Here is a 24315-nt window from a genome sequence, read left to right as displayed (position 1 = left end):
CTCTGGGAGCGAGTCCGATGGGAGGTGACGAAGGAGGGGCAGATCATGATCATCGTAGGGGTGGACGGCTCGGTGACGGCGCGGGCCGCGGTGGAGTGGGCGGCCAACGACGCTCTGCGGATGAGAGAGCCGCTGCGGATCGTGCACGCCGTGGACCGCTCGCCGTACCAGATCGACAGGTTCCCCAATACCGGGCTGCCCGACACGCTGCTGCGCGATGGACAGCGGATCCTGCGCGAAGCGCTGGCCCTGGCCCATGAGCGTCAGCCGGGCGTCGAGGTCACAACGCGAGACATCGAGGGCGCGCCCGCCGAGGTGCTGCGCGAGCAGGCCAAGGAGGCGACCGAGATCGTGGTCGGCAGCCGGGGGCTGGGCGGGTTCGCCGGCGCGTTGCTGGGTTCGGTCAGCACGCACGTGGCGGGCCATGTGGACTGCCCCGTCGTGGTCGTGCGCGGCGATCGCCAGCCGGTGCACGGGGAGATCGTGGTCGGCGTGGACGACTCGCCCGCGTGCGAGCCCGCGCTGGCCTACGCCTTCCGGCAGGCCGAGCTGCGGGGGAGCGCGCTGAGGGTGGTGCACGCCTGGCAGCCGGTGCATGCGTTCGCGCCCGGGGTGCCGTACGACATGGACGAGGTTCGCGCCGCGCAGCACCAGGTGGTCCGCGATCGGCTGGAAAGGTGCATGAAGGACTACCCGCAGGTGACGGTCGTCGAGGACGTCCAGCCGGCGCAGCCGGTGGAAGCGCTCACCGATGCCTCCGCCCGAGCCGATCTGCTGGTGGTGGGCTCGCACGGCCACGGCGCGGTGGGTGCGCTGCTGCTCGGCTCGGTCAGCCGCGGCGTTCTGCACCACGCCCGCTGCCCGGTGGCGGTGGTACGCGCATAGAGGCCCTCTGCCGACGGGGAACGTGGCGCGGTTGATGCACGAGAAGCGGATCAAGCAGCTGCCGGTGATCGATGTGGTCACCGGTCGCCGACTTCCCCTGCACGCGGGTGGTGTCGTCGTCCAACCCGTCGAGGATGCCTGATACAGGCTTGTGTCATAATCTGGCGAATCTTCATGTACGGCACAGCCCGCCCGGCCAAACTCAGTCATGACAGCCAACGCCCACCGGCACACCATGACCATCACGACATGACCATCACGATGGGGCACCCAGCACAGGGTCCGGTGCGGCGAGGTCGGCGATTGCTGGCGGCGTGTTCCACGCCTGTCAGGCTCATGCCGGTGTCCGTAGTTCTTCGCGTGCGTAGCGTTCGACGAGGACCGGGATGAAGTCCCTGATGGGGCGTCCGTCGAAGCGGTGGTGTACCCGCTCCACGGTGCGGGTAACGGTGTCGCTGCCGAGAGTGCCGCCATAGGTGTGCCTGAGACGTTCGTTCACTGCGCTCATGGCCTGCTTTTCGCGTCGTTCCTGATCGACGCCCCTATCGTGACCCGTGGCCCGGTCCTGGCGAGTTATCACATCGACTCCCGTCCATCTCAATGAACACGACACGGTGTGGTTCATGCGCCGCTTGTGTAGCGGTCTTGATCGCAGCCCTGACGCGCCCACCCGGACCAGCACGCCTTGTTGTACTGCTTGACGGTCCGTACCGCCAGCGCGAGCACCAGCACGGCCGCGATGGTCACAGGGATGGTCCAGCCGTTCATGACAGGCTCCGTTCGGCCCGCAGGGCCCACAGCGCCGACGCTGCCGTTGCGGGCGGCCCGCTCTGCCTCCCCGCTGGAGGCAGCTCGGGCCGTGCCCCTGCAGGCGAGCCTGCTCTCCTTCGGGCCTGCGCGACAGAGTCGAAGGTCCCGCGGTGCGGCAGAGCTGATCGTGCGGTCGAGCGCGGTACCCCCAGCCCAGAAGCGGGGGCTCATGGCGGATTGAGGTCTTTCGGCCCTATGGTCGTCGCCCTTGGACCCCTGCCGGCTGCTGGTGCGCGGCCGAGGATAGGGAGCATGCGGCACTCAGCGGACGGTGACAGTCCAGGGCTCGTTTCAGCTTCTGTTCCGCGTGATCGGCTGCGGAAGCCGGTCGAGCCGGACACCGATATGCGCGGATTGTCGGCGCGGGAGGCGGAGCGTCGCCTGGCGGTCTACGGGCCGAACGAGGTCAAGCGACAACGACGCTCCTGGCTTGGCCGGGAACTGGGCCGTCAGCTGATCCATCCGCTGGCGCTGCTGCTGTGGGGGGCCGCCGCGCTGGCTTTTGCCGCCCAGACCTCGACTCTGGGCTGGGCGATCGTGGCGGTCATCGTGCTCAACGCCGCCTTCGCTCTGTTGCAGGAGCGTCAGGCCGAGCGTGCGGTGGAGGCTCTGGCCCGGCTTGTGCCCGAGCAGGCGCACGTGGTGCGTGACGGCGGCCGCAAGCTGATCGAGGCGCGTGAGCTGGTGCCGGGCGACATCATCGTGCTGGATGAGGGCGAGAAGGTCCCGGCTGATGCCCGGCTCCTGCAGGGCGCGCTGGAGGTCGACCTGTCCATGCTGACCGGCGAGTCGGCCCCGGTCGAGCGGATGGCCGGCCCGAACCTGGATGGCCTGGCCCCGCTGAACGAGCTGAACCTGGTCTTCAGCGGGACCACCTGCGTCGCGGGTCAGGGGCAGGCGCTGGTGCTCGCGACCGGTGGCCACACCGAGCTTGGCCGTATCGCGGCCCTGACCCAGCACACCCGGCGCGAGCAGAGCCCGCTGGAGCGGCAAGTCAAGCGGGTCGCCTGGCTGATCGCCGCGGTAGCCGTCGGCATGGGCGTGCTGTTCCTGCTGATCGGCGCCGCCGCCGGGCTCCCGCTGACCGACGCACTGACCTTCGCCATCGGGCTCTTGGTGGCCAACGTGCCTGAAGGACTGCTGCCGACGATCACCTTGGCGCTGGCGCTCGGTGTGCGCGTCCTGGCCCGGCACGGCGCGGTCGTCAAGCGGCTCAGCGCGGTGGAGACGTTGGGTTCTACCACCGTCATCTGCACCGACAAGACCGGCACCCTCACCCAGAACCGGATGCGCCTGCAAACGCTGTGGACACCGCAGGAGGGATTCACCCCCGGACCGAGGCAGCAGCCGCTCATCCAGGCCATGGCCGAGTGCACCACCATCGCCCAAGACGACACCGGCACGCTGCAGGGCGATCCGACCGAGATCGCTCTGGTCGAGGGCGCCGCACGCCTGGGCGTGCCGGTGGATCTCAACGGCCGCGACACGCGGCGACGCGCCCTGTTCCGCTTCGATCCCCGGCTGCGGCTGATGTCGACCCTCGCTCAGAACGGCGACCACCTGACCCTCACCGTCAAGGGCGCACCCGAAGCGGTGCTGGCACACACGGTCGAAGGGATCGATGCCGCAGCGGTACTGGCCGCGGTGGATGAGCTGACCCATCGCGGACTGCGGGTGCTGGCGATCGCTGTGCGCGAGCTGCCCGACGGGGCACCCGTACCCGAAAGCCGTGAACAGGCCGAGAGCAGGCTGCGCCTGCTGGGGCTCGCGGGTCTCTACGACCCGCCGCGGCCCGAGGTGGTCGACGCGGTAGGACGTTGTCACGATGCCGGGCTGCGGGTGCACATCGTGACCGGCGACAACGGCGCTACCGCGGCTGCGGTGGCTCGTGAGGTGGGCATCGGCATCCCTCGGCTGCAGGTGGTAGCCGAAGCGGAATCGATCCAGGATCACGAACTGGACGAACTGCTCACCCTCGACGCCGAGATCGTCTTCGCCCGCTCCTCACCGGAGACCAAGCTCCGAGTGGCCGACGCGTTACGCGCCCACGGACAGATCGTGGCGATGACCGGCGACGGCGTCAACGACGCGCCCGCATTGCACCGCGCCCACATCGGCATCGCCATGGGCCAATCCGGCACCGACGTCGCGCGCGAGGCCTCCACCATGGTCTTGACCGACGACAACTTCGCCACCATCGTCACCGCGGTGGAATCGGGCCGCCAAGTCTACGACAACGTACGCAAATTCATCCTGTACATCTTCGCCCACGCCATTCCCGAGATCGTTCCGTTCCTGATCTTCGCGCTCAGCGCCGGCGCCGTACCCCTGCCACTCACCGTCCTGCAGATCCTGGCCATCGACCTCGGCACCGAAACCCTGCCCGCCCTGGCCCTGGGACGCGAAGGAGCCGAGCCCGGCCTCATGACCCGCCCGCCCCGCTCCACCCGCCAGGGCGTCATCTCCCGCGACATGCTCATCCGGGCCTGGGGCGTGCTGGGCCTGACCTCAGCCGCCCTGGTCACAGGAGCCTTCTTCTACGTGCTGTGGAAGGCGGGCTGGCACCCGGGCCAGGCCACCGGGCCCGGTACCACGCTGCACCACGCCTACCTGACCGCCACCACCGCGACCTTCGCCGGAATCGTCACGTGCCAGATCGGCACCGCCATGGCCGCCCGCACCGACCACGCTTCACTGCGCCAGATCGGGCTGTTCACCAACCCGCTGCTCCTGGCGGGCATCGCCTTCGAGCTGGTGTTCACCGCGCTGCTGGTCTACCTGCCGCCGCTGCAGAGCCTGTTCGGCACCGCCGCCCTGCCCCTGGACGTCCTGGCCCTGATCAGCACCTTCCCCTTCCTCGTCTGGGGCATCGACGAACTCCGCCGATGGGCACGCCGCCGCCGGGCGGCCGCCCTACCACCGGCCTCCGCCCGATCCGACAAGCGCCTCCAACGGGTGGATGCCGACATCGCTCACATGTCCACGGGCGGTCTGCCGGACAGCCGCTGAACAAGGGGTGCCAGGCAGCAGCAGACAGGCCGGGGGTGGCGAACCAACCGTTCGCTGTCAGGGGGAGCCCGGGGTTGATGCTGGAGGGAGCCGTTGATCAAGTGATCTGTATTCGGTTCCGCTGCTCAAGTGTTGGTCACTCGGAGTGATCATTGGGCGTAGCGGTTTCAGGTTCCGCCTGTGTCAGCCGCAAACTGGGTGCGCAACCTTCACGCCGTCCAGGGGCGGCCTGGGGCGCCCCTGATCTGGCCGGTCACGCTGTGGTGGCTGGGTATCCTCGTCCAGCCGATCGGACCCATCGCTTACCTGATGTGCGGGCGGCGGTCCCGGTGCGGGCGCTAGGCCGGCTGCAGACCCGGCTGGTCAACCCGATCGTCGCATGGGTGTTGCGGACTCCGTTGCACGACCTGCTGTCGCGATGGGTGGTGCTCGCGGAGATCACCGGCCGCAGGAGTGGAGCGAGGCTGCTCGTGCCGGTCCAGTACAGCCAGGAGGGAGACACACTCACGGTAATCAGCCGCGGCTCCCGGCTGTGGTGGCGCAACCTGGAGGGTGGCGCACCGTTGCGGGTCACCCTGCGCGCGATCGGTGACAGCATCGGCCGTACCGAACTCGGCGTCCCGCCTGATGATGCCGTCGCTCTCACCATCCGCCTCGACCCAGCGACGCCGGTGGCGAGGCTGGGGATGAAGCGGCTGTGGCGGCGCTGGTTCGCGGCCGTCACGGTGGGCGAGGTCGCGGGGTTTCGCCGTCCCGGCCGTTGTGGGCGCGCTGGCGGCGGGCGTGCAGTGGGGGGTGCTCGGCATCGGGCCGCTGCTGCAGGGCGCCACACTCGTGGCCGCGGGGCTGGTGGAGGGCACGGTACTCGGCCTGGCCCAGGCATATGCGCTCCAGGCCGCTCTGCCAGGGATCGGCACCGTGGCATGGGTACGGGCAACGGCGGGGGCGCCGGGATCGCGTGGACCATCGGGGCGTTGCCCGTCGTACTCGGTGAGCGGGTCATGAGCTGGCATCCGGCGGTGCTCATCGTGCTGGGCGTGGTCCTGCTGGCCTCGATGGGGTTGTTGCAGTGGCGGGTGCTTCGCCCGCACGTGCGAGGCGCCTGGCGGTGGGTGGCGGCGACCGCGGGAGCGTGGCTGGTCGCGCTCGGCGCGTTCGCGGCGGTGACCACGCTGTTGTGGCAGCCGGGGCAGCCGGGGCAGCCGGGCCGGCTCATCGCCGCCATAGGCGTGCTCGGCGGTGCGGTCATGGCGGCCACGGTCGCGGCGCTCACCGGTGCCGCTTTGGTGCGCCTGCTGCGCCGTGGCCAACAGCTGTAGGACGACGGGGACAGTTCGTCGTCGTGCACGCGTGAGAACGCGTGCCGTGGACAGGGCGCCGAACGCTCGATACTCGCCGTATGACGAGTGGGCGTGCGCCACGGCCGACTCCGGTCGGCTTGGCGTGCCTCAGTCGCTGGGAGCCAGGCTGGCTGATGTGTGGTGAAGGTTCTCCACGGCCCGGACGAGCGCGAGGTTCGCGGCGGTCAGCGTGCGGACGAGCTCCTCGAGCTTGTCGACCCGCCTCTTCAGCGACAGCAGTTCGGCGTCGAGCACCGGCGACTCCATGATCATTCGTCCGCCGATCATGATCGGTTCACCTCCATAAAACGGTACAAGCACATGGTGGGCGCCCGCCGCCGTCGCGCGACAGCGGCGAATGTCCCCGGCAGGCAGGACCAAAGACACTGACCGCACAGATCCGGCGGGCGGACACTCAGGGGGAAAGGAAGTGGCAGTGATGAGACTGACCTGGAAGGACGCTCTGGCGACAGTGGTCGCCGCGGCGAACGTCGCCATCTACGTCGCCTTCACGCAAGGCGCGGACGTGCCCGTCATCGACGGCGTACGCGGTGCGGCCGGGGCGATCCTGCTGCTGGGTATGGTGGGCGGCTAAGGTCCTCTGAAGTGGGGGCCTTCGGCTCACACGCGCCCGGCGTCGATGATCTGGTGGAGGCATGTACGCGATCATGCAGGCGCCCTGGAGGGCTGAACGACAGGCAAGCCTAGACGTTAGAGCGCGGCCGGGCCGTGGCTCACCCCGCCGCTGTGCGACGCGGTCCACGGGCTCACCACGGCTGGCAAAACAGGGCCGATCGCCCTTGACGGGTAGGGACTTCGGCCTCTGGGGCCGGGGAAGGCGCAGGTATGTCCTGAAGGTGTGGGAATCGGAACCACACAAGGAGGCTGTGATGAACCTGCCGGAGCGTAGGGACATCAGAATCCCGTTCCCGGAGCTGTTCGAGTGGATGGAGAGCCCGATGTTCGGGTTCCGGCCGTTCGGACAGATCGTCCGGGTCGAGGACTACATCGCCGACGGCCGGTACGTGCTGCGCGCTGAGCTGCCCGGCATCGACCCCGACAAGGACATCGAGGTCACCGTGGGTGACGGCGTGCTCCACATCCGGGCGGAGAGGACGCGCAAGGTCTCCGAGCCGCACCGCTCGGAGTTCTCCTACGGGTCGCTGTCGCGGTCGGTGACGCTGCCGGCCGCGGCCAAGACGGATGACGTCAAGGCCACCTACAACGGCGGCGTCCTGGAGGTCAGTCTGGGGCTGGCCGACGGCAAGAAGGCGGAAGGCCGGCGGATCGCCGTCGAGCACTGACGTCCGGCCAGGCGCGGGCGGATGAAGCCTAGGCTCCCGCCCGCGCCCACCGCTCGGAGGAGGTCGACGATGAAGAGGCCGATCCCGGCCGGCGTCGACGGATCCGCCGACGCGGCGCCCGCTCTGAAGTACGCCCTGAGCCAGACGCCGGCCCGCCACGCGCGGTTCCCCTTGGTATACGGCGTGCGACCTCCGGTGCTGGCGCCGCACCACGCCGGGGGTACGGGCCGGTCTCGCAGGAAGTCCCGGACGGACCGGCCAATGGCCGGCGCAGATGAGGCGGCATCGGCCGGGGTCCGAGAGCAGCCCGCTTCCGGGTACGGCCGAGCGTCACAGGCAGTGCCGGACGGCCCGTGGGTTGGTGCCGAAAGTCCCTGCCCAGCGCAGGGGGCCGCGAGGAGAGTGGTGGTCATGGCCATCCTGTCCCGGTCCTGTGGGGGGCTCAGCGCCGTCGAGGCGGCCGAGCGGCTGGCCGCCAATGGCCCGAACGCGCTGCCTGCGGCTCGCCGCGTCTCTCCTGTGGTGTTGCTGCTGCGCGAGATGGTGCATTTCTTCGCTCTGCTGTTGTGGGGGGCGGCCGCGCTGGCCGTGGTGGCCGGGATGCCGCAGCTGGCCGTGGCGATCGCGGTGGTCGTGTTGCTCAATGGGGGCTTCGCCTTCGTCCAGGAGTATCGCGCCGATCGGGCCACGCAGCGGTTGCGGGAGCTGATCCCGGCCAACGTGGTGGTCCGGCGGGATGGCAGGCGCGTGCTGATCGGCGCGGCTGAGCTGGTGGTCGGGGACGTCGTGCTGCTGGAGGCGGGTGATCGGATCTCGGCCGACCTGGAGTTGGCCGAGGTGCATGCGCTGGCCGTCAACGAGTCCATGCTGACCGGGGAGAGCCGTCCCACCCGGCCACGGGAGGGCGGCCCGGCCTATGCGGGCACGTTCGTGGTCGAGGGGAGGCCGAGGCCGTCGTGGTGGTCACGGGGGCGCGTACCCGGCTGGCCGCTATCGCCAAGCTCACCCGGGAGGCGATCAGGCCGCCCAGCCCGCTGGCCGTGCAGCTCGGCAAGGTGGTCAAGGTCGTCGCTGGGATCGCGGTGGCGGTCGGCACCGTGTTCTTCGGGCTGGCTGTGCTGCTCGGGATGGAGCCGGGGCAGGGTTTTCTGTTCGCCATCGGTGTCACGGTCGCGCTGGTGCCCGAAGGGCTGCTGCCGACCGTCACGCTGTCGCTGGCCCGCGCCGCCCAGCGGATGGCCGCCCGCAACGCCCTGGTACGCCACCTGGAGGCGGTGGAGACGCTCGGCTCGGCCACGTTCATCTGCACCGACAAGACCGGCACGCTGACCCGCAACGAGATGACCGTGGCCGAGGTGTGGGCGCCGTCGAGCTCGCCCGCCGAGGTCATGCGTACGGCCGTGCTGAGCTCCAGCGGCCGCCTCAGCGGCGGCAAGCCCGTGGGCGACCCCATGGAGGTGGCTCTGCACGTCGAGGCCCTGCGTCTCGGCGCCGACGTGGAAGGGCGGGTCACCCGGCGCTTCCCGTTCGATCCGGCACGGCGCCGCGCCTCCGTCCTGGTGGACGGCGGACTGCACCTGAAGGGCGCACCGGATGCCGTGCTGCCGCTGTGCCGGGCCGCACCCGGAGCGATGACGAGCTGGCCCGGATGAGCGACCACGGCCTGCGGGTGCTCGCCGTCGCGCGGTCGCACGGCCGAGGAGTCGGAGCTGGAACTTCTCGGCCTGGTCGGGTTGCACGACCCGCCGCGTGAGGATGTGGCCGAGGCGATCGGGAAATGCCGTCTCGCCGGGATCAAGCTGGCCATGCTCACCGGTGACCATCCGCGCACCGCCCGCGCCATCGCCGCCGAGGTCGGGCTGCTCGGCCCGGACGAGCTGGTGGTCACCGGCGCCGAGTTGCCCGCCGACGACGCCGCGCTGGGCGAGCTGCTCGACCACGACGGCGTGGTGATCGCCCGCGTGACGCCGGAGGACAAGCTGCGCATCGCCCGGGCCTTGCGCGGGCGCGGCCATGTGGTGGCGATGACCGGCGACGGCGTCAACGACGCGCCGGCGCTGCGCGAGGCCGACATCGGTATCGCCATGGGCAAGTCGGGCACCGACGTCGCCCGCGAGGCCGCCGACCTGGTGCTGCTGGATGACCACTTCGCCACCATCGTCGGCGCGGTCGAGCTGGGCCGCGCCACCTACGCCAACGTGCGCCGCTCCTTACGTACCACCTGACCGACAACGTCGCCGAACTCACCCCGTTCGCCATCTGGGCGCTGTCCGGCGGCACCATCCCGCTGGCCCTGACCGTGCTGCAGGTGCTCGCCCTCGACATCGGCACCGACCTGCTGCCCGCCCTCGCCCTGGGCGCCGAACCGGCCAACCCACGCACCATGCACGGCCCCGCCCGCACCGGCAACCTCATCGACCGCCGCCTGCTCATCCGCGTCTTCGCGATTCTCGGCCCCGCCCAGGCCATGGCCGAGATGGGCGCGTTCGTCGGCGTCCTGCTGCTCGGCGGCTGGCACTTCGGCACCGCCCCGAGTCTCGGCCTGCTCGCCGCCGCCTCGGGTACGGCCTTCGCCGCCGTTGTGCTCGGCCAGCTCGCCAACGCCTTCGCCTGCCGCAGCGAATCCCGCTGGATCGGGCGCATCCGCTTGCGCACCAACCCCCTGCTGCTCGGCGCGATCGCCGTCGAAGCCGTGCTGCTGCTGGCCTTCCTCGGCCTGCCACCCGTCTCGCACCTGCTCGGCGGCGCCTTCCCACCCGCCGCGGGATGGGCACTCGCCGCGATGGCGATCCCCATCATGATCCTGGCCGACACCGCGCACAAGGCGTGGCGGGCCAAGCACGCGCGTGAAGACGCGGGCTCTCGATCGGATACGACCCGATCAGTGTCTGATATGGCGGCACCGCCACCTGGTAGGAGGCAACGGCCATGAACCACATCGTGCTCGGCTACGACGGCTCTGACTTCTCCGTGCAGGCGCTGGACGAGGCCGAGCTCAGGAAGATTCCGCTGACCGTGGCCCACGCCTGGCAGTGGCCGTACGGCGAAGGCCAGCTGCTCGCCCCCGCGCGTCCAGGGCCGATCGTGGTCGCTGACAAGGAACCGACCGCCTCAGTCCTGGAGTTCGCTGTCGGCGAGGCGGACATGCGCCGACTCGCGCTGGTCACCACCGCCGAACCTCAGACCTGGCAGGAGAGCCATCCGAACGCCGCCCGCAGAGTTCAGGAAGCGCACGAGACGCCGACGCTCGTTGTGGCCGGTCGCAAGAGGGCCGACCATCTCGCCGGGCTTGCCGTCACGGCCGATACGCTTGCGGGAGAATCCCACCCGACCACCTTGACCATGAGACCCGCTGTCACGGTGGGGGATGACTGGTCACTCGTGGGCACCAGAATCATGCCGTCTACCTGCGATTTTACGCCGAATCCTCGTGGTGGACAGGTAGTTCGAGACGTCGAAATCGGCGCTGAGAAGAATCACGCGGGGTCGTCTCGCTCACTGGAACAGGCCCGTTGAACGAAACAGGACATTGGCCTGATTATCACTTAATGTCCCTTATCTACCCGTCGTCGTCTCGCCTCCCCGCCCCCGATGCCGGCGGTGAACCCCAGCCGGTGGCGATCGCCTACCCGGCCGAGCCCGACGGCTCGGCGAACAGCGTGCTGGGCAAGGTGCGGCTGATCCTCGAGGCGTTCGGCCCGGATGACGAGAGCCTGGGCCTGTCCGAGATCGTCCGCCGCACCGGCGTCGCCAAGGCGTCGGTCCACCGGCTGGCCCAGGAACTGCTGCAATGGGGCCTGCTGGAGCGGCGCGGCTCCGAGTACTGGCTGGGCATGCGCCTGTTCGAGATCGGGCAGCGCGTGCCGCGCCAGCGGATCCTGCGCGACGCGGCGCGGCCCTTCATGGAGGACCTCTACCAGGCGACGGGCGAGACCATCCATCTGGCGGTGCTGGACGGGCTGGAAGTGATCTACCTGGAGAAGGTGTCCGGTCACGGTCAGGTGTCCAGGCCGTCGCGCATCGCCGGACGCATGCCGCTGCACTGCACGGCGACCGGCAAGGCCCTGATCGCCTTCGGCCCTGGGGCGCTCTTCAGCGATGTCGTGTCCACCTCGCTGGCGCGCGTGACCCCCCGTACGATCACCGCGCCCAAGTTGCTCGCCCAGGAGATCCAGCAGGCGCGCAAGGTCGGGTACGCCATCGAGCGGGAGCAGACCCGCGTCGGCTATCTCAGCGTGGCCATCCCACTCACCGGCGCCACCGGAACGGTGGTCGCGGCGCTGTCGGTGACGGCGCCGACCTTCCGCGCCGACGTCAACAAGTACGTGGGGCTGTTGAGCATGGTGAGCAGGCGCATCACGAAGTCGATCATGGTCGCCGACGGCGGCAGAAGCTGACGCCGTCGGCGAGGCGCCGTCAACTGGCCGGCCCGACTGTGAGCGGCCTGCTGGTCGGGAACGCCGACTATGAGACGCCCTCGACTGGCGTGCCCGTCAGGAATCTCGTCACGATCCCGGCCACCTCCGCGGCCTTGTGCTCCATGAGCGGGATCATGCCGCCGTCGACTACGGCCGACGTCACGCTCAGCGCTCCGGTGAGGTTCTCCCGGAGCGGGGCCATGGCCGGCAGCGCGAACGGGTCCGCAGCGGCGCCCAGCAGCAGCACGGACGTCTTGACCGAGCCGATCTTGTCCTCCATGTAGTAGCGCGCGCACGCCCGATGTCCCTCCGCGGGATCGACTCCGGGAGCCAGGGCGTCGTGGACGAACCGGTCGAGCAGGCCCGTGGCCGGCTCGGGATAGTACGGCTGCCGCAGCCGCCACAGCGTGAGCAGGTGGTCGCCGCCGGGGGAGTGCACGGCCTCGTCCACCCCCGGACCATCCGCGTGGGACCGGCGGTATCGGGAGTCGGTCCACGGAGTCGAGGACAGGACGAGCAGCCCGACCCGCTCGGGCGCGGACGCCGCCAGCTCGACGGCCACCACGCCGCCGGTGTGGTGGCCCAGGACGTCGGCGCACTCGATGTCCAGGGCGTCCAGCAGCGCCAGCGCGCCGGCCGCGAGGAGCTCGATCGTGTGGGGCGCCGGGGCCTTCGCGCTGGCCCCGAAACCGACCATGTCCATGGCGATGACGCGCCGGTGCGGCGCCAGGAGGGGGATCAGCTCCCGGAACTCCTCCCAGGATCTCGGGGTCTGATGCAGCAGCAGGAGAGGGCGGCCCGCGCCCTGCTCGGCGTAGTGCAGCTGGCCGAACGGCGAGTCGGCGTACCCGAATCGAAGGGGCGGCGTAATGTCCAAAACGTCCTCTTATGTCGGCCGGAGGTAAGGTTGGCTTTCCCATCCGGAGTCTTGCCGGGCGCATCGGCGATCACTACCGGAGGGGACCGGTGACCGGACCGGCGTGAAGGAGTCCCGATGTCGTCACAGATGTTCGCTGAGGCGTCCGGCTCCGGCGATGACGCGGACTATCCCAACTCGGTGCTCGGCAAGGCCCAGCTCCTGCTGGGCGCCTTCGAGTCGGGGGCCTTCGAGCTCCGGCTCACCGAGCTCAGCCGGCGCTCAGGGGTTCCGAAGGCGTCGGCGTACCGGCTCGCGCAGGAGCTGGTGCAATGGGGGCTGCTCGAACGCAGGGGGGAGGTCTACCAGCTCGGCATGCGGGTGTTCGAGCTGGGGCAGCGGGTGCCGGTGGCGGCGGTGCTGCGTCGGGTTGCCCGGCCCCTGCTCATCGACCTGTTCGCCGCCACCCGGGCGACCATCCACCTGGCGGTCCTCGACGGCGGCCATGTGCTGTACGTGGAGAAGGTCGCGGGGGAGGCGAACGTCCATACGCACTCCGCGGTGGGCGGGCGACTGCCCGCGTCGTGCACGGCGACGGGGAAGGTGCTGCTCGCGACGTGCCCCGACAGGGAGGAGCGGCTCCGCCGCCTCGCGCTGACCGGCTGGCCGTCCCTGACGCCACGGACGGTCGGCTCCGTCGAAGACCTGCGGCGGCAGCTTGAGGTGGTCCGGGAACGCGGGTACGCGGTCGAGACGGAGGAGATCCTGCTGGGGTTCGGCAGCATGGCGGTGCCCGTCGCGCGCGCCGACGGAACGGTCGTCGCGTCGGTGTCGGCCACGGCGCCGGTGGCGCGCCTGGTGACCAGGCGGCTGCTGCCCGAACTCCGCTCGACCGCCGCTGGCATCGCCCTGGCCATCGACCGCCGAACATGACCTGGCCGAGGCCGAGGACCGCCTCGGCCTCGGAGGCTCAGGGGACGCGGTCCCGGCCCGGCCCCGCTTCAGAAGAGCTCAGGCGACGCGGTCCCGGTCGGCGGCGAGTTGGAGGGCCACGTCGATGATCATGTCCTCCTGCCCGCCGACATACCCCGCCTCACCGACCCGCTGCAGGATCTCGTGCGCGGGCACGTCGTACCTCAGCGCGGCCCGCTCGGCGTGCAGCAGGAAGCTGGAGTACACCCCGGCGTACCCCTGGGTGATCGCGGAGCGGTCGGCGAACGGCAGGCGCGGCAGGAACGGCTTGACCACGTCCTCGGCGGCGGCGAGCGCACCCTGGACGTTCACGCCGGTCGGGACGCCGAGCCGTTCGAAGGTGGCGACCAGCACCTCGGTGGGCGCGTTGCCCGCGCCCGCGCCGAGCGCGCAGAGCGCTCCGTCGATCTGGCGGGCGCCGTTCTGGGCGGCCAGGACCGAATTGGCCACGCCGAGGGACAGGTTCTGGTGGCCGTGGAAGCCGACCTGCGCCTCGTGGCCGATCTCGGCGACCAATGCGCTGACGCGCGCCTGCGCCTCGCCGAGCACGAGGGCGCCGGCGGAGTCCACCACGTAGACGCACTGGGCGCCGCCGTCGACCATGATCCGCGCCTGCCGGGCCAGCTCGGCCGGGCCGACGCGGTGCGACAGCATGAGGAAGCCGACGGTCTCCATGCCCAGCTCGCGCGCGGCCGCGAAGTGCTGCAGGGAGACGTCCGCCTCGGTGCAGTGGGTGGCGATCCTGGCCACCGACGCGCCCGCGCCGTGCGCCTGCTTGAGGTCCTCCACCGTGCCGAGGCCGGGCAGCAGGAGTACGGCGATCTCGGCGGAGACCGCCTCGTCCACCGCGGCGGCGACCAATTTGATGTCGTCCTCGAGAGAGAACCCGTAGTTGAAGGACGAGCCGCCGAGACCGTCACCGTGCGTGACCTCGATCACCTCCACCCCGGCCTGGTCCAGGGCGTGGACGACACCACGCACCTGCTCCTCGGTGAAGCGGTGGGCCATGGCGTGGCTGCCGTCCCGCAGGGTGGAGTCGGTGATCCTGATCTTGTCACCAATGCTCTTGTCGGTCACGATCTTGTCGGTCACGCGGAGACCTTTCCGAGCGCGAGCTGCTCGCCCACGCGGGCGGCCGCGGCGGTCATGATGTCGAGGTTGCCGGCCCACGGCGGCAGGTAGTCGCCGTTGCCGCGGACCTCCAGGAACACGGCCACGCGGGCATGACCGTTCCAGACCTCGCGCGGGCCGTCGAACTGGGGATCGGCGCGCAGGGCGTACCCGGGCACGTACGTGGCGACGTCGGCCACCATCGCGTGGATCGAGGCGGCGATGGCGCCGGTGTCGGCGTCGGCGGGGATCGCGCAGAACACGGTGTCCCGCATGATCATCGGTGGGTCGACCGGGTTGAGGATGATGATCGCCTTACCGCGGTCCGCGCCGCCGACCCGTTCGATGGCGCGGGCGGTGGTCTGGGTGAACTCGTCGATGTTGGCCCGGGTGCCCGGCCCGGCCGAGCGCGAGGCGATCGAGGCGACGATCTCGGCGTACGGCACCGGCACCACGCTGGAGACCGCGTGCACGATCGGGATCGTGGCCTGCCCGCCACACGTGATCATGTTGAGGTTGGGCACGTCCGACAGACCAGCCAGGTTCACCGGGGGGCACACGAACGGTCCGGCGGCGGCGGGCGTCAGGTCGATGGCCTTGATCCCGGCCTCGGCGTAGCGCGGGGCGTTGGCCAGATGCGCCTTGGCCGAGGTGGCCTCGAAGACCAGGTCCGGCAGCCGGTCCTGGGCCAGGAGCCAGTCCACGCCGCCCGCGGACGCCTCGACGCCGAGGGCGCGGGCACGGGCCAGGCCGTCGGAGGCCGGGTCCACCCCGACCATGGAGTGCACGTCGATCGCTTCGCTGCGCAGCAGCTTGACCAGCAGGTCGGTGCCGATGTTCCCGGGGCCGACGATGGCGGCGCTCAGCCTGGTCAAGCGATCTCCTCCTGGAAACGGGCGGTCACGGTGCCGATCCCGGCGAAGGTGGCGCTGACGATGTCCCCGGCGGTGACCGGGATGGCCACGGTGATCGAGCCGGGCAGGACGACGTGTCCCGCCTCCAGGGCGACACCCTGCTCGCCGAGGGTGTTGGCCAGCCAGACCAGCGCGTTGAGCGGGGAACCGAGCACGGCGCCGCCCGCCCCCGTCTGGACCAGGTCGCCGTTGCGGTGCAGCAGGCAGCCGGCCAGCGCCAGGTCCACGGTCTCCAGCCGGATCGGGCGGGTGCCGAGCACCACGCCGCCGCTGGAGGCGTTGTCGGCGATGGTGTCGGCCAGGGTGATCCGCCAGTCCGCGATCCGGGAGTCGATGATCTCCAGCGCGGGCAGCAGGAAGTCCACCGCCGCGACGGCCTCGGCCGTGGTCACCCCGGGCCCGGACAGGGGGCGCTTGAGCACGAAGGCGATCTCCGGCTCGATCCGCGGCTGCAGGAAGCGGCGGGTGTCGATCGGGGCGCCGTCCAGGTGGAACATGGAGTCCAGCAGGTGTCCGTAGTCGGGCTGGTCCACGCCGAGCTGGCGGCGCATCGCCGCCGAGGTCAGGCCGACCTTGTGACCTTTGACGACCGCGCCGTCCGCGACCAGGGCGTCGATCTGGTGGCGCTGGATGGCGTACGCGTCCGCCACCGACAGCTCCGGATAAGTGGTGGTAAGTGGCTGGATCGGGTCGCCGGTACGGTATGCCGCCAGCAGATCGGCGGCGGCCTTCTCCACGGAGCCTGGCTCCACAATCGCTCCTCTCGCAGTTCTTGACATGGGTCGTTCAGAAGTGCCCCAGAGTGCCGGCGCGGCCGAAGGGCGCCGCGCCGGCGGTGGGCGTCAGCCCTGGGCCTGCGAGGGGAACGTGCTGTGCATCCAGCGGGCCGACACCTGAGCGCTCTCGTAGGGGTCGGCGATGTCGGGACGGTCCACCTCGACCATCAGCCACCCGTCGAAGTCGCCGGGCAGGTTGGCGATGATGCCGGGCAGGTCGAGCTCACCCCGGCCGGGTTCGACCCACAGCCCGGCGAGGACGGTCTGCTGGTAACCCCAGTCCTTCTCGCGCCCTTCGGCGGCGACGCTGAGTCGGCAGTCCTTCACGTGCACGAACGGGATCCGCCCGGCGTAGTCCTTCACGAACCGGCCGACGTCGGCGCCGGCCCACGCCAGGTGCCCCGTGTCGGGCAGGAAACCGAGCCGGGAGGCCGGAATGGCGTCGAGCACCGCCCGGCCCTCCTCCTCGGTCTCGATCCAGGTGCCGACGTGCGGGTGCAGCGACGGCCGGACGCCCTCGGCGACCATGGCGTCGGCGATCCGCCCGATCAGCGCCGTCACCGCCTCGACGCGGGAGTCGTCGGCGTCGTACGCCTGCGCGGGGTGCGCCACCCGCGGCTTGTCCTTGCCCATGCCCATGCCCAGACCGATCTCGGTCATGCCGAGCCGGGCATGCTGGCGGGCGGTCTCGGCGGCGCCGGCCACGACGTCGTCCTCGGTGCCGTCCCTGCCGTCCGAGCGGCAGACGAAGTAGCCGGGAGCGAGCGTCAGGCCGGTCTCGTCCAGGAGCGCCTGGTACTGCTCCACGGTCCAGCCGGCCGGGACCTCCGCCATGACGACGTCGAATCCGGCCTGCTTGATCAGGGACAGCCGCTGCTTCGGCTCGGGCGCGAGGGACGGGTCCAGCCATCCGTCGTCGCTGGCCATCCATTGGATCGGGTTGAGCGCGATCTTCGGTGTGCCGGACATATGGCTTCCTTTCAATAGATGGGGGGTCAGGATTTGGGGGCGAGTTCGCCGGCGAAGTGGCAGGCGGCCCGCTGGCCGGTGGCCGTGAGGGTGAGCTGGGGGTCGACCTCGGTACAGATCGTCCGGTCCGGGTTCGCCAGCGGGCCGATCGGGCACCTGGTACGGAACCGGCAGCCGGAGGGCGGGTTCGCCGGGCTGGGCAGATCACCGGGCAGCACGATGCGCTCGCGCGAGCGCGCCGAGACCGTGGGGACGGGCGACGACGACAGCAGGGCGGCGGTGTAGGGGTGCTGCGGGTTGCCGTAGACGTCGGCGGCGTCGCCGTGCTCCACGATCCGGCCGAGGTACATCACCGCGACGGTGTCGCTGAGGTGACGTACGACGGACAGGTCGTGGGCGATGAACAGGTAGCCGAGCCCGAGTTCGTTCTGCAGCTTCTCCAGCAGGTTGATGATCTGCGCCTGGATCGACATGTCCAGCGCGGAGACAGGCTCGTCGAGGATGAGCGCGCGCGGCTGCCGGGCCAGCGCGCGGGCGATGCCGATGCGCTGTCGCTGGCCGCCGGAGAACGCGTGGGGGTAGCGGTCGAGGTACTCGGGGCGGAGCCCGACCTGCGTCATCAGGGATCGCGCCTCGTCCTCGCGCTCCCGTCGGCCGATGCCTCTGAACGCGAGCGCCTCGGCCAGCGACTGCCGGATGGTGCGGCGCGGGTTCAGTGACGCGTACGGGTCCTGGAAGAGGTACTGCACCGAGGAGCGGACCCGGCCCAGATTCTCCTCGCCCAGCGCGCTCACGTCGGCGCCGTCGATGAGGATCGACCCGTCCGCGACCTGGTTGATGCCGACGATGCTGCGCGACAGCGTCGACTTGCCGCAGCCGCTCTCGCCCACCAGCCCGAGAGTGCGGCCCTGGTGCACCGTCAGGCTCACCGAGTCGACCGCGTACACGGGTGGTTCGCGGTGGAACAGCCCGCGCCGCCGGGATCCGACGTCGACCTTCAGGTCCCGCACTTCCAGCACGGCCGTGGCCGCGCGGGGAGCGGCCTGCTCGGTCTGTACGGTGACGGTGGATTTGTCCCCCACGTCCGCCACGGGCGCGGCGGGTTCGTCGACCGAGATGTCGACGGCCCGCTGGGCGACGAAGCAGGCCGCCGCCTGACCCGCGTCACCGATCTGGAGCAACGCCGGTGGCTCCTGCTCGCAGGCTTCCTCGGTGAAACGGCACCGAGGGGCGAACGGGCAGCCGGGAGGCGGTGCTGCGGGGTCGGGCGGCGCTCCCGGGATCGCGGGCAGCGGCTGGCCGATCCGGTCGTCGTCGAGGCGGGGCATGGCCGCCAGCAACGCCGCGGTGTAGGGATGGCGCGGACGCTCGAAGACCTGCTCGACGGTGCCCTTCTCGACCGTGCGGCCGCCGTACATGACGACGACGTCCGTGCAGAGCTCGGCCACCACTCCCATGTCGTGGGTGATGATCGCGATGGCGATGCCCAGCTCGGTGCGGAGCCTGGCCAGCAGGCGCAGGATCTGCGCCTGGATGGTGACGTCCAGAGCCGTGGTCGGCTCGTCCGCGACCAGCAGCGCGGGGTCGTTGGCCAGGGCGATCGCGATGACGACACGCTGGCGCATGCCGCCGGAGAACTGGTGCGGATAGTGGTCGATCTTCGTCTGGACGTCGGGGATGCCGACCTGTTCCAGGAGCTCGATCGCGCGCTCGCGCGCCGCCCGCTTGTCGACGCCGTGTACCGTCATGGCCTCGACGATCTGGTCGCCCACCTTCATGACGGGGTTGAGCGCGGACTGCGGGTCCTGGAAGACCATCGCCACCTTGCTGCCGCGCCGGCGCCGCATCTCGCGTTCGGGCAGCGTGAGCAGGTCCTCGCCGTCGAAGCGGATGGAGCCGGCGACGACCTCGCCCGGTGGGCGGAGCATGCGCATGATGGAGCGCGCTGTGACCGACTTGCCCGAGCCGGACTCGCCGACGATGCCCAGCACGTCGCCCGGGTAGATGTCGAAGCTGACGTCGTTGACGGCCTTGACGCCGCCCTTCTTCAGGCGGAACTCCGTACGCAGGCCCTCGACCCGCAGGAGCGGCACGCCCTTGCTCGTCGCCGGAATCGGTGACTCGGTGGTGTTGGGGGAGGTCATCGGCGGTTCACCGCCTCGTTGAGCGCGTCCGACAGCAGGCTGAACCCGATCGCGAGCAGGAGAAGGAGCAGGGCGGGGCCGATGATGTACGTCGGCGCCTGGGTGACGAAACGCAGGCCGTTGTTCAGCAGCACGCCGAGCGAGGGCGTCGGCGGCTGCACGCCGAGGCCGACGATGCTCAGCCCGGCCTCGATGTAGACGCCGACGACCATCCAGACGGCGCCGTTGACGACGATCGCGTCCATCGCGTTCGGCAGGACGTGGCGTACGAGCAGCTGCCGGCGCGAGACGCCGATCACCCGGGCGGCCAGGACGTACTCCCTGCTCTGCTGGCTCAGCCACGCGCCGCGGGCCAGGCGTCCGGCGGTGGGCAGGCCGCTGATCAGGATCGTCAGGAAGAGCGCCGGCCAGCCCGGCTGGAGGATGGCGACCAGGCAGATCCCCAGGATCAGGCCGGGGAAGCCGATGATCACGTCGAGCAGTCGCTGCACGGCGGCGCCCAGGCGTTCGGAGATCGCGCCGGTCAAGCCGAGCAGCGTGCCGATCGCCATGCTGAGGGGGACCGCGGTGAGGATGAGGCTCAGGTCGATGCGCAGGCCGTAGACGCTGCGGACGAAGATGTCGCGGCCGAACTCGTCGACGCCGAAGATGTGCGCGCCCGACATCCCGGTCAGCGACTGCGGGCCCTGCTGATCGTAGCCCCCCGGGAACAGCACGGGCGCCAGCAGCGCGGCCAGTCCCAGGAGGAGGAGCATCGACAGCCCGACCACGCCCTTCGGCGTACGGAAGGCGGACAGGTAGCGAGCCAGGGTCGGGTTCAGCCGCCGGCGGGCCTGTGGCGGCGCCGCGTCGGAGGTGGTCAGGGGAAGGTCTGCCATCCCTACTCTCCCAGTTTGATGCGCGGGTCGAGGGCCGCCAGGACGACCTCGGTGAGGATCTGACAGATCACCGCCACGAAGACGATGGCGAGGATCAGTACCTGCAGCACGGTGAAGTCGCGGGTCTGCACGCTGGAGACGGCCAGCTGGCCGAGGCCGTTGCGGTTGAAGATCGCCTCGATGATGACGGCGCCGGCGAGCAGGTTGCCCACCTGGAGCCCGACGGCGACGACCGCCGTGCCCACGCTGTTGCGCAGCACGTGCCGGACGGTGATCCGCGCGGCCGACGCGCCCTTGCTCAGCGCCAGGTCGACGTAGTCCTCGTTCTTGGCGGCGAGCATCTCCGCCTGCAACAGGCGGGCGACGACCGCCGCCGAGGGCAGGGCCAGCGCGATCGCCGGCAGGATCAGGAACTGGAAGCCGATCACCGGATCGTCAACGAAGCTGACCTCGCCGCTGACGGGCAGCCAGCGGTTCAGTACGCCGAAGACGAGGATCAGCGCCAGCCCGGTGAGGAACGACGGGATGGCGACGAAGAAACTGTTGATCAGGTCGAGGCCGGCCCGCGCCCAGCGGCGTCTGGCCGAGCCGACCAGGACCCCCAGGAGCGTTCCACCCAGGATGACCAGCAGCGTCGCGAACACCGACAGCTCGACGGTGCTCTTGAGCCGGTCGCCGATCAGGCTCGCGACGCTGCGATGCAGGAGGTAGGACTCTCCGAGGTCGCCCTGGAGCAGCCCGGCGATCCAGTCCCAGTACTGGAGCACGAGGGGCCGGTCCAGCCCCAGCTGCTCCCGGATCGCGGCGATGGTGGCCGCGGTCGGATCCGTGCCGGCGAGGGTGACGGCGACATCCCCCGGTGCCAGGCGAGGCAGGGCGAAGGCGACGATCGAGCTCGCGAAGAGCACGAACACCAGCGATGGGATCTTGCGTATCAGGAACCGGACCATCGTCTCGATACCGCCAGTCGGTCTATAGGTCGATTACTTGGACAGCCAGGCCCGGCTGATGTCGAGGAAGCCCATCTGGGTCGGCGCGAGGCCGTTCAGGGCGTTGGAGCGCACCGTGAGGGTGGGGCGCGTGATCAGCGGGAGCACGAACGCCTGGTCGGCGAAGTAGGCGCTGTAGTCGTGGAGCGCCTTCTGCTGGTCAGGCGTGGTGCTGGCGGTGGTGACCGCCTTCACGAGCTTGGTGTACTCGGGGCTCTTGAAGTGCGAGACGTTCTCGTCCGCCAGCAGCTCCGGGCGGCTCACGACGGCGCTGGCCGGGGAGAGACCGTTGCTGTTCATCATCAGGAAGGCGGGCGTGCCCATGTCCTTGGCCGCGACCTTGGCGTCATAGTCGGCCGTGGCGATGACCGGCTTGGCCTCCAGCCCGACTGCGGCCAGGTTGTTCTTGACGATCTGGAAGACTCCGGTGGCCTCGGGCGTGTTCAGCATGGTCACCTCGAACGAGGTGCCCGCCTTCACACCCGCCGCGGCCAGCATCTGCTTGGCCTTGTCCGGCTGGTAGGTGTACTGCTTGGTCTGCGCGGCGTCATAGCCGATCGTGGAGGGCCGCCACGGCAGGTTGGTCGCCTGGGCCTGCCCGCCTTCGACCTGCTGCACGATGCGGTCGCGGTCGATCGCGTAGTGGATCGCCTGGCGCACGGCCTTGTTGTCGAAGGGTGGCTTGGTCACGTCGAACCCGAGCGGGATCGCCGCGCCGCCGGAGGACACGAGGGAGAAGCCCGGCTGCTGGCTCAGGCTTCTCGCGTCCAGCCCGGCCAGGCCGACGCCGTACTGGACCCGGCCGCTGCGGATGGCCGCGACCATCGCCGTCGGGTCCTTGATGAGGTTGACCTCGATGCTGTCCAGACGGGTGTTCTGGACATCGCGGTACTTGGCGTACTTGCTGAGCTGGAGCTTGCCGCCCGGGGTCCACGACTTCCACTCGAAGCGCCCGGTGCCGTCCACCTTCGTGCCGGCCGCGTAGACGGCGTAGGCGTCCTTGTTCGGGATCGGCATCGTCTCGAAGAGGTCGAAGATGTTCGGCAGCGGCTGCTTGAAGGTGAGCGTCAGCTCGTAGTCGCCCTTGGCCTTCATCTCGGAGATCTGCGCGGCGATCGACTGGTTGGCCGCCCCGGTCTTCGGGTCCTGGACTTTCTCGATGGCGAAGGTGACGTCGGCCGCGGTCAGCTTGCGGCCGCTGTGGAAGGTCACGTCGTCGCGGAGCTTGATGTCCATGCTCTTGCCGTCGGGAGCCAGGGTCCACGACTTGGCCAGGACACCGTTGGGCTGCCCGGTCTTGGTATCGATGAGGGTCAGCGTCTCGAAGACGGCGTACTCCCACAGGATGTTGCCGAAGGAGGTCTTGAGGAAGGAGCCCGGCTCGGCTTCGGTGGTCTGCCCGACGACCAGGTTGCCGCCCTGGCTCACCGGGCCGGCGGACGCGGAGTTCCCCGGGGCGCCCTGGGTGGCGGCGCTGCACGCGGCGGACGCGAGCAGCGCCGCGCCGGCGGCGCTTGCTGTGAGCCGGCGGCGCCAATTCGTCACTGACATCGATACTCCTCGAGACGTTCTGGGGGGTGTGTATGCCGGGGTGTCGGGAATTGTACAGTCGGCCCGATTTGTCCCCTGGCGAGGAGCATGGTTCGCGACTCAGACAGGCACAACCCGCCGCTTTTAGTTTTGTTCCCGTCATAAAGGGAGCGTTTTCGGTACGGCCACGCCATCCGTAGCCGAGGACGGCCGAGATGATCACCAGGTGCCGAACGGGTGTCGGCAGCGTGATCGCCAGGCATTCGCACCGTCGCGTCACCGTCCTTCAGGTGGTGGCCTCACACCCTAGGACCGGAGGATTCCGACGTACCCCCGTGCCGGTTCGCTCACCGGAACAGCCCATTCGTGGTCCCCGGCCCGGCTCGCCGGTTCACTGACCGAGACAGGGCGCCACGCCGGTCGGCCGGAGCCGGGTAGCCTCCGGGATCATGCCTCTGACATACGCGTTCATCGAGTACGGCGGTCCGGACGTCCAGCGTTTCCTGGACGTTCCCGCGCCCGAGCCGGGAGAGGGCGAGGTGCTCGTCGAGGTGCGCGCGGCCGGCGTCAACCCGGTGGACTGGAAGGTCCGTGAGGGCATGCACCGGGCCTTCCTGCCGCTGCGGCTGCCCGCGACCCTCGGCCGCGAGGTCGCGGGGACCGTGGTGCGGACCGGCCCCGGAGTCGTCGGCTTCGCCGCCGGTGACCGGGTCTTCGGCAGTACGGTCGGCGGCAGCGGCGGGTACGCCGAGCTGGCGCTACTTCCTGCGGCAAAGGCGGCGCGCATGCCGGACGGGCTGTCGTTCACGGACGCGGCGGCGCTGCCGATCGCGGCGGGCACCGCTTATGAGAGTCTCGCCGAACTCGGCCTGGCTCCGGGGCAGAGGCTGCTGATCCTGGGCGCCGGTGGGGGAGTGGGCACGATCGCGGTCCAGCTCGCGGCCATGGACGGAGTCGCCGTCGTGGGCACCGCGAGCGCGGCGAAGCGCGCCTTTCTCCAATCCCTCGGCGCCACGGCGATGGCCTACGACCGCGACGACGTCGCCGACCGGCTCCGGGACCTGCTTCCGGCGGGCGCCGACGCCGTGCTCGACCTGGTCGGCGGTGATGCGCTGTCCGGTGTGGCCGGCGTGATCACCGAACGGACGCGGGTGACCACCGTGGCCGACGAGAAGATCGCCGTCCGCTTCGGCGCGCGCTCGCTGAAGCGGACGGGTGGTACGGGGACGCTGCCGGCCTTGGCCGAGCTCGTGGCCGCCGGGAAGCTGGATCCGTGCGTCGGCCGGGTGTTTCCGCTGGCCGAGGCGGCTGAGGCGCTGGCGCTGGTGGAGTCCGGCCACGTGTCCGGCAAGGTCGTGCTCGACGTCGCCGGGCGTCGCTGAACCTCACTTACGCTTTCGCCGGCGGCTCG

General features: G+C 70.3%; 23 protein-coding genes and 1 pseudogene. 12 read left to right on the top strand and 12 right to left on the bottom strand.

Annotation, left to right across the window (positions count from 1 at the left end):
• Positions 1-45: 45 nt before the first annotated feature.
• Positions 46-885 (top strand): universal stress protein, encoded by an 840-nt coding sequence (locus AB0L53_RS40315; protein ID WP_364006020.1) that lies wholly within the window; start codon positions 46-48, stop codon positions 883-885.
• Between the two features lie 334 nt (positions 886-1219).
• On the opposite strand, the gene AB0L53_RS40310 is transcribed toward AB0L53_RS40315, so the two are convergent.
• Both AB0L53_RS40310 and AB0L53_RS40305 read right to left on the bottom strand, forming a co-directional pair.
• Entirely contained in the window at positions 1220-1393 is a 174-nt protein-coding gene (locus AB0L53_RS40310) for a three-helix bundle dimerization domain-containing protein (protein ID WP_364006017.1), read from the bottom strand.
• Positions 1394-1506: 113 nt separating this feature from the next.
• Positions 1507-1653: a hypothetical protein gene (locus tag AB0L53_RS40305; RefSeq protein WP_364006014.1), complete on the bottom strand. Its 147-nt coding sequence runs from the start codon at positions 1651-1653 to the stop codon at positions 1507-1509.
• A gap of 294 nt (positions 1654-1947) precedes the next feature.
• On the opposite strand from AB0L53_RS40305, the gene AB0L53_RS40300 reads away from it, so the two are divergent.
• Together AB0L53_RS40300 and AB0L53_RS40295 are read left to right on the top strand one after the other, a co-directional pair.
• Entirely contained in the window at positions 1948-4704 is a 2757-nt protein-coding gene (locus tag AB0L53_RS40300; RefSeq protein ID WP_364006012.1) for a cation-transporting P-type ATPase, read from the top strand.
• A 311-nt stretch (positions 4705-5015) separates the two neighbouring features.
• Positions 5016-6023: a hypothetical protein gene (locus AB0L53_RS40295; protein WP_364006009.1), complete on the top strand. Its 1008-nt coding sequence runs from the start codon at positions 5016-5018 to the stop codon at positions 6021-6023.
• A gap of 129 nt (positions 6024-6152) precedes the next feature.
• Here the strand turns inward: AB0L53_RS40295 and AB0L53_RS40290 are convergent, their stop codons facing one another.
• Positions 6153-6332 carry a hypothetical protein gene (locus AB0L53_RS40290; protein ID WP_364006007.1) on the bottom strand — a complete coding sequence of 60 codons (180 nt, stop codon included), beginning with the start codon at positions 6330-6332 and terminating at the stop codon, positions 6153-6155.
• 151 nt (positions 6333-6483) lie between these two features.
• On the opposite strand from AB0L53_RS40290, the gene AB0L53_RS40285 reads away from it, so the two are divergent.
• The 7 genes and pseudogenes from AB0L53_RS40285 to AB0L53_RS40255 all read left to right on the top strand — a co-directional run bounded on the left by AB0L53_RS40285 (position 6484) and on the right by AB0L53_RS40255 (position 11745).
• Positions 6484-6639, top strand: coding sequence for a hypothetical protein (locus tag AB0L53_RS40285; protein WP_364006004.1), 156 nt, complete (start codon positions 6484-6486; stop codon positions 6637-6639).
• 295 nt (positions 6640-6934) lie between these two features.
• A complete protein-coding gene (locus AB0L53_RS40280; RefSeq protein ID WP_364006001.1) occupies positions 6935-7348 on the top strand; it encodes an Hsp20/alpha crystallin family protein in 414 nt (137 codons plus the stop codon).
• A 21-nt stretch (positions 7349-7369) separates the two neighbouring features.
• Positions 7370-9000: pseudogene (locus AB0L53_RS40275) on the top strand (HAD-IC family P-type ATPase).
• Positions 9001-9081: 81 nt separating this feature from the next.
• On the top strand, positions 9082-9573 hold the full coding sequence (locus tag AB0L53_RS40270; protein WP_364005998.1) for an HAD-IC family P-type ATPase: 492 nt from the start codon (positions 9082-9084) through the stop codon (positions 9571-9573).
• Between the two features lie 83 nt (positions 9574-9656).
• Positions 9657-10280 (top strand): cation-translocating P-type ATPase C-terminal domain-containing protein, encoded by a 624-nt coding sequence (locus tag AB0L53_RS40265; RefSeq protein WP_364005995.1) that lies wholly within the window; start codon positions 9657-9659, stop codon positions 10278-10280.
• On the top strand, positions 10277-10864 hold the full coding sequence (locus tag AB0L53_RS40260; protein WP_364005992.1) for a hypothetical protein: 588 nt from the start codon (positions 10277-10279) through the stop codon (positions 10862-10864). The genes AB0L53_RS40265 and AB0L53_RS40260 overlap by 4 nt, the downstream gene beginning before the upstream one ends.
• Positions 10865-10896: 32 nt before the next feature.
• On the top strand, positions 10897-11745 hold the full coding sequence (locus tag AB0L53_RS40255; RefSeq protein ID WP_364005990.1) for an IclR family transcriptional regulator: 849 nt from the start codon (positions 10897-10899) through the stop codon (positions 11743-11745).
• Positions 11746-11812: 67 nt separating this feature from the next.
• Here AB0L53_RS40255 and AB0L53_RS40250 read toward each other — a convergent pair whose 3' ends face one another.
• Positions 11813-12643, bottom strand: coding sequence for an alpha/beta fold hydrolase (locus AB0L53_RS40250; RefSeq protein ID WP_364005987.1), 831 nt, complete (start codon positions 12641-12643; stop codon positions 11813-11815).
• 117 nt (positions 12644-12760) lie between these two features.
• On the opposite strand from AB0L53_RS40250, the gene AB0L53_RS40245 reads away from it, so the two are divergent.
• On the top strand, positions 12761-13555 hold the full coding sequence (locus AB0L53_RS40245) for an IclR family transcriptional regulator (protein WP_364005984.1): 795 nt from the start codon (positions 12761-12763) through the stop codon (positions 13553-13555).
• Between the two features lie 78 nt (positions 13556-13633).
• On the opposite strand, the gene dmpG is transcribed toward AB0L53_RS40245, so the two are convergent.
• The 8 genes from dmpG to AB0L53_RS40205 all read right to left on the bottom strand — a co-directional run bounded on the left by dmpG (position 13634) and on the right by AB0L53_RS40205 (position 22925).
• A complete protein-coding gene (gene dmpG / locus AB0L53_RS40240) occupies positions 13634-14686 on the bottom strand; it encodes a 4-hydroxy-2-oxovalerate aldolase (protein WP_364005981.1) in 1053 nt (350 codons plus the stop codon).
• A complete protein-coding gene (locus tag AB0L53_RS40235; RefSeq protein ID WP_364005978.1) occupies positions 14683-15579 on the bottom strand; it encodes an acetaldehyde dehydrogenase (acetylating) in 897 nt (298 codons plus the stop codon). Before AB0L53_RS40235 ends, dmpG begins: the two co-directional genes overlap by 4 nt.
• The gene (locus AB0L53_RS40230) at positions 15576-16370 is read right to left on the bottom strand and encodes a 2-keto-4-pentenoate hydratase (RefSeq protein WP_357954326.1); all 795 of its coding nucleotides are present in this window, start codon (positions 16368-16370) and stop codon (positions 15576-15578) included. Before AB0L53_RS40230 ends, AB0L53_RS40235 begins: the two co-directional genes overlap by 4 nt.
• A gap of 90 nt (positions 16371-16460) precedes the next feature.
• Positions 16461-17363 carry a sugar phosphate isomerase/epimerase gene (locus AB0L53_RS40225; RefSeq protein ID WP_364005975.1) on the bottom strand — a complete coding sequence of 301 codons (903 nt, stop codon included), beginning with the start codon at positions 17361-17363 and terminating at the stop codon, positions 16461-16463.
• A gap of 26 nt (positions 17364-17389) precedes the next feature.
• The gene (locus tag AB0L53_RS40220; protein WP_364005972.1) at positions 17390-19507 is read right to left on the bottom strand and encodes an ABC transporter ATP-binding protein; all 2118 of its coding nucleotides are present in this window, start codon (positions 19505-19507) and stop codon (positions 17390-17392) included.
• Positions 19504-20385 carry an ABC transporter permease gene (locus AB0L53_RS40215; protein WP_357954319.1) on the bottom strand — a complete coding sequence of 294 codons (882 nt, stop codon included), beginning with the start codon at positions 20383-20385 and terminating at the stop codon, positions 19504-19506. The genes AB0L53_RS40220 and AB0L53_RS40215 overlap by 4 nt, the downstream gene beginning before the upstream one ends.
• A gap of 2 nt (positions 20386-20387) precedes the next feature.
• On the bottom strand, positions 20388-21335 hold the full coding sequence (locus tag AB0L53_RS40210; RefSeq protein WP_357954316.1) for an ABC transporter permease: 948 nt from the start codon (positions 21333-21335) through the stop codon (positions 20388-20390).
• Between the two features lie 33 nt (positions 21336-21368).
• Positions 21369-22925, bottom strand: a complete 1557-nt coding sequence (locus tag AB0L53_RS40205; RefSeq protein WP_364005967.1) for an ABC transporter substrate-binding protein — start codon at positions 22923-22925, stop codon at positions 21369-21371.
• 428 nt (positions 22926-23353) lie between these two features.
• Between AB0L53_RS40205 and AB0L53_RS40200 the strand changes: the two genes are divergently transcribed.
• The gene (locus AB0L53_RS40200; RefSeq protein WP_364005964.1) at positions 23354-24286 is read left to right on the top strand and encodes an NADP-dependent oxidoreductase; all 933 of its coding nucleotides are present in this window, start codon (positions 23354-23356) and stop codon (positions 24284-24286) included.
• Positions 24287-24315 lie beyond the last annotated feature (29 nt).

This window comes from Nonomuraea sp. NPDC052129 (assembly GCF_040680095.1).
Lineage (GTDB): Bacteria > Actinomycetota > Actinomycetes > Streptosporangiales > Streptosporangiaceae > Nonomuraea.
This window is presented reverse-complemented; position numbering and strand designations above follow the sequence as displayed.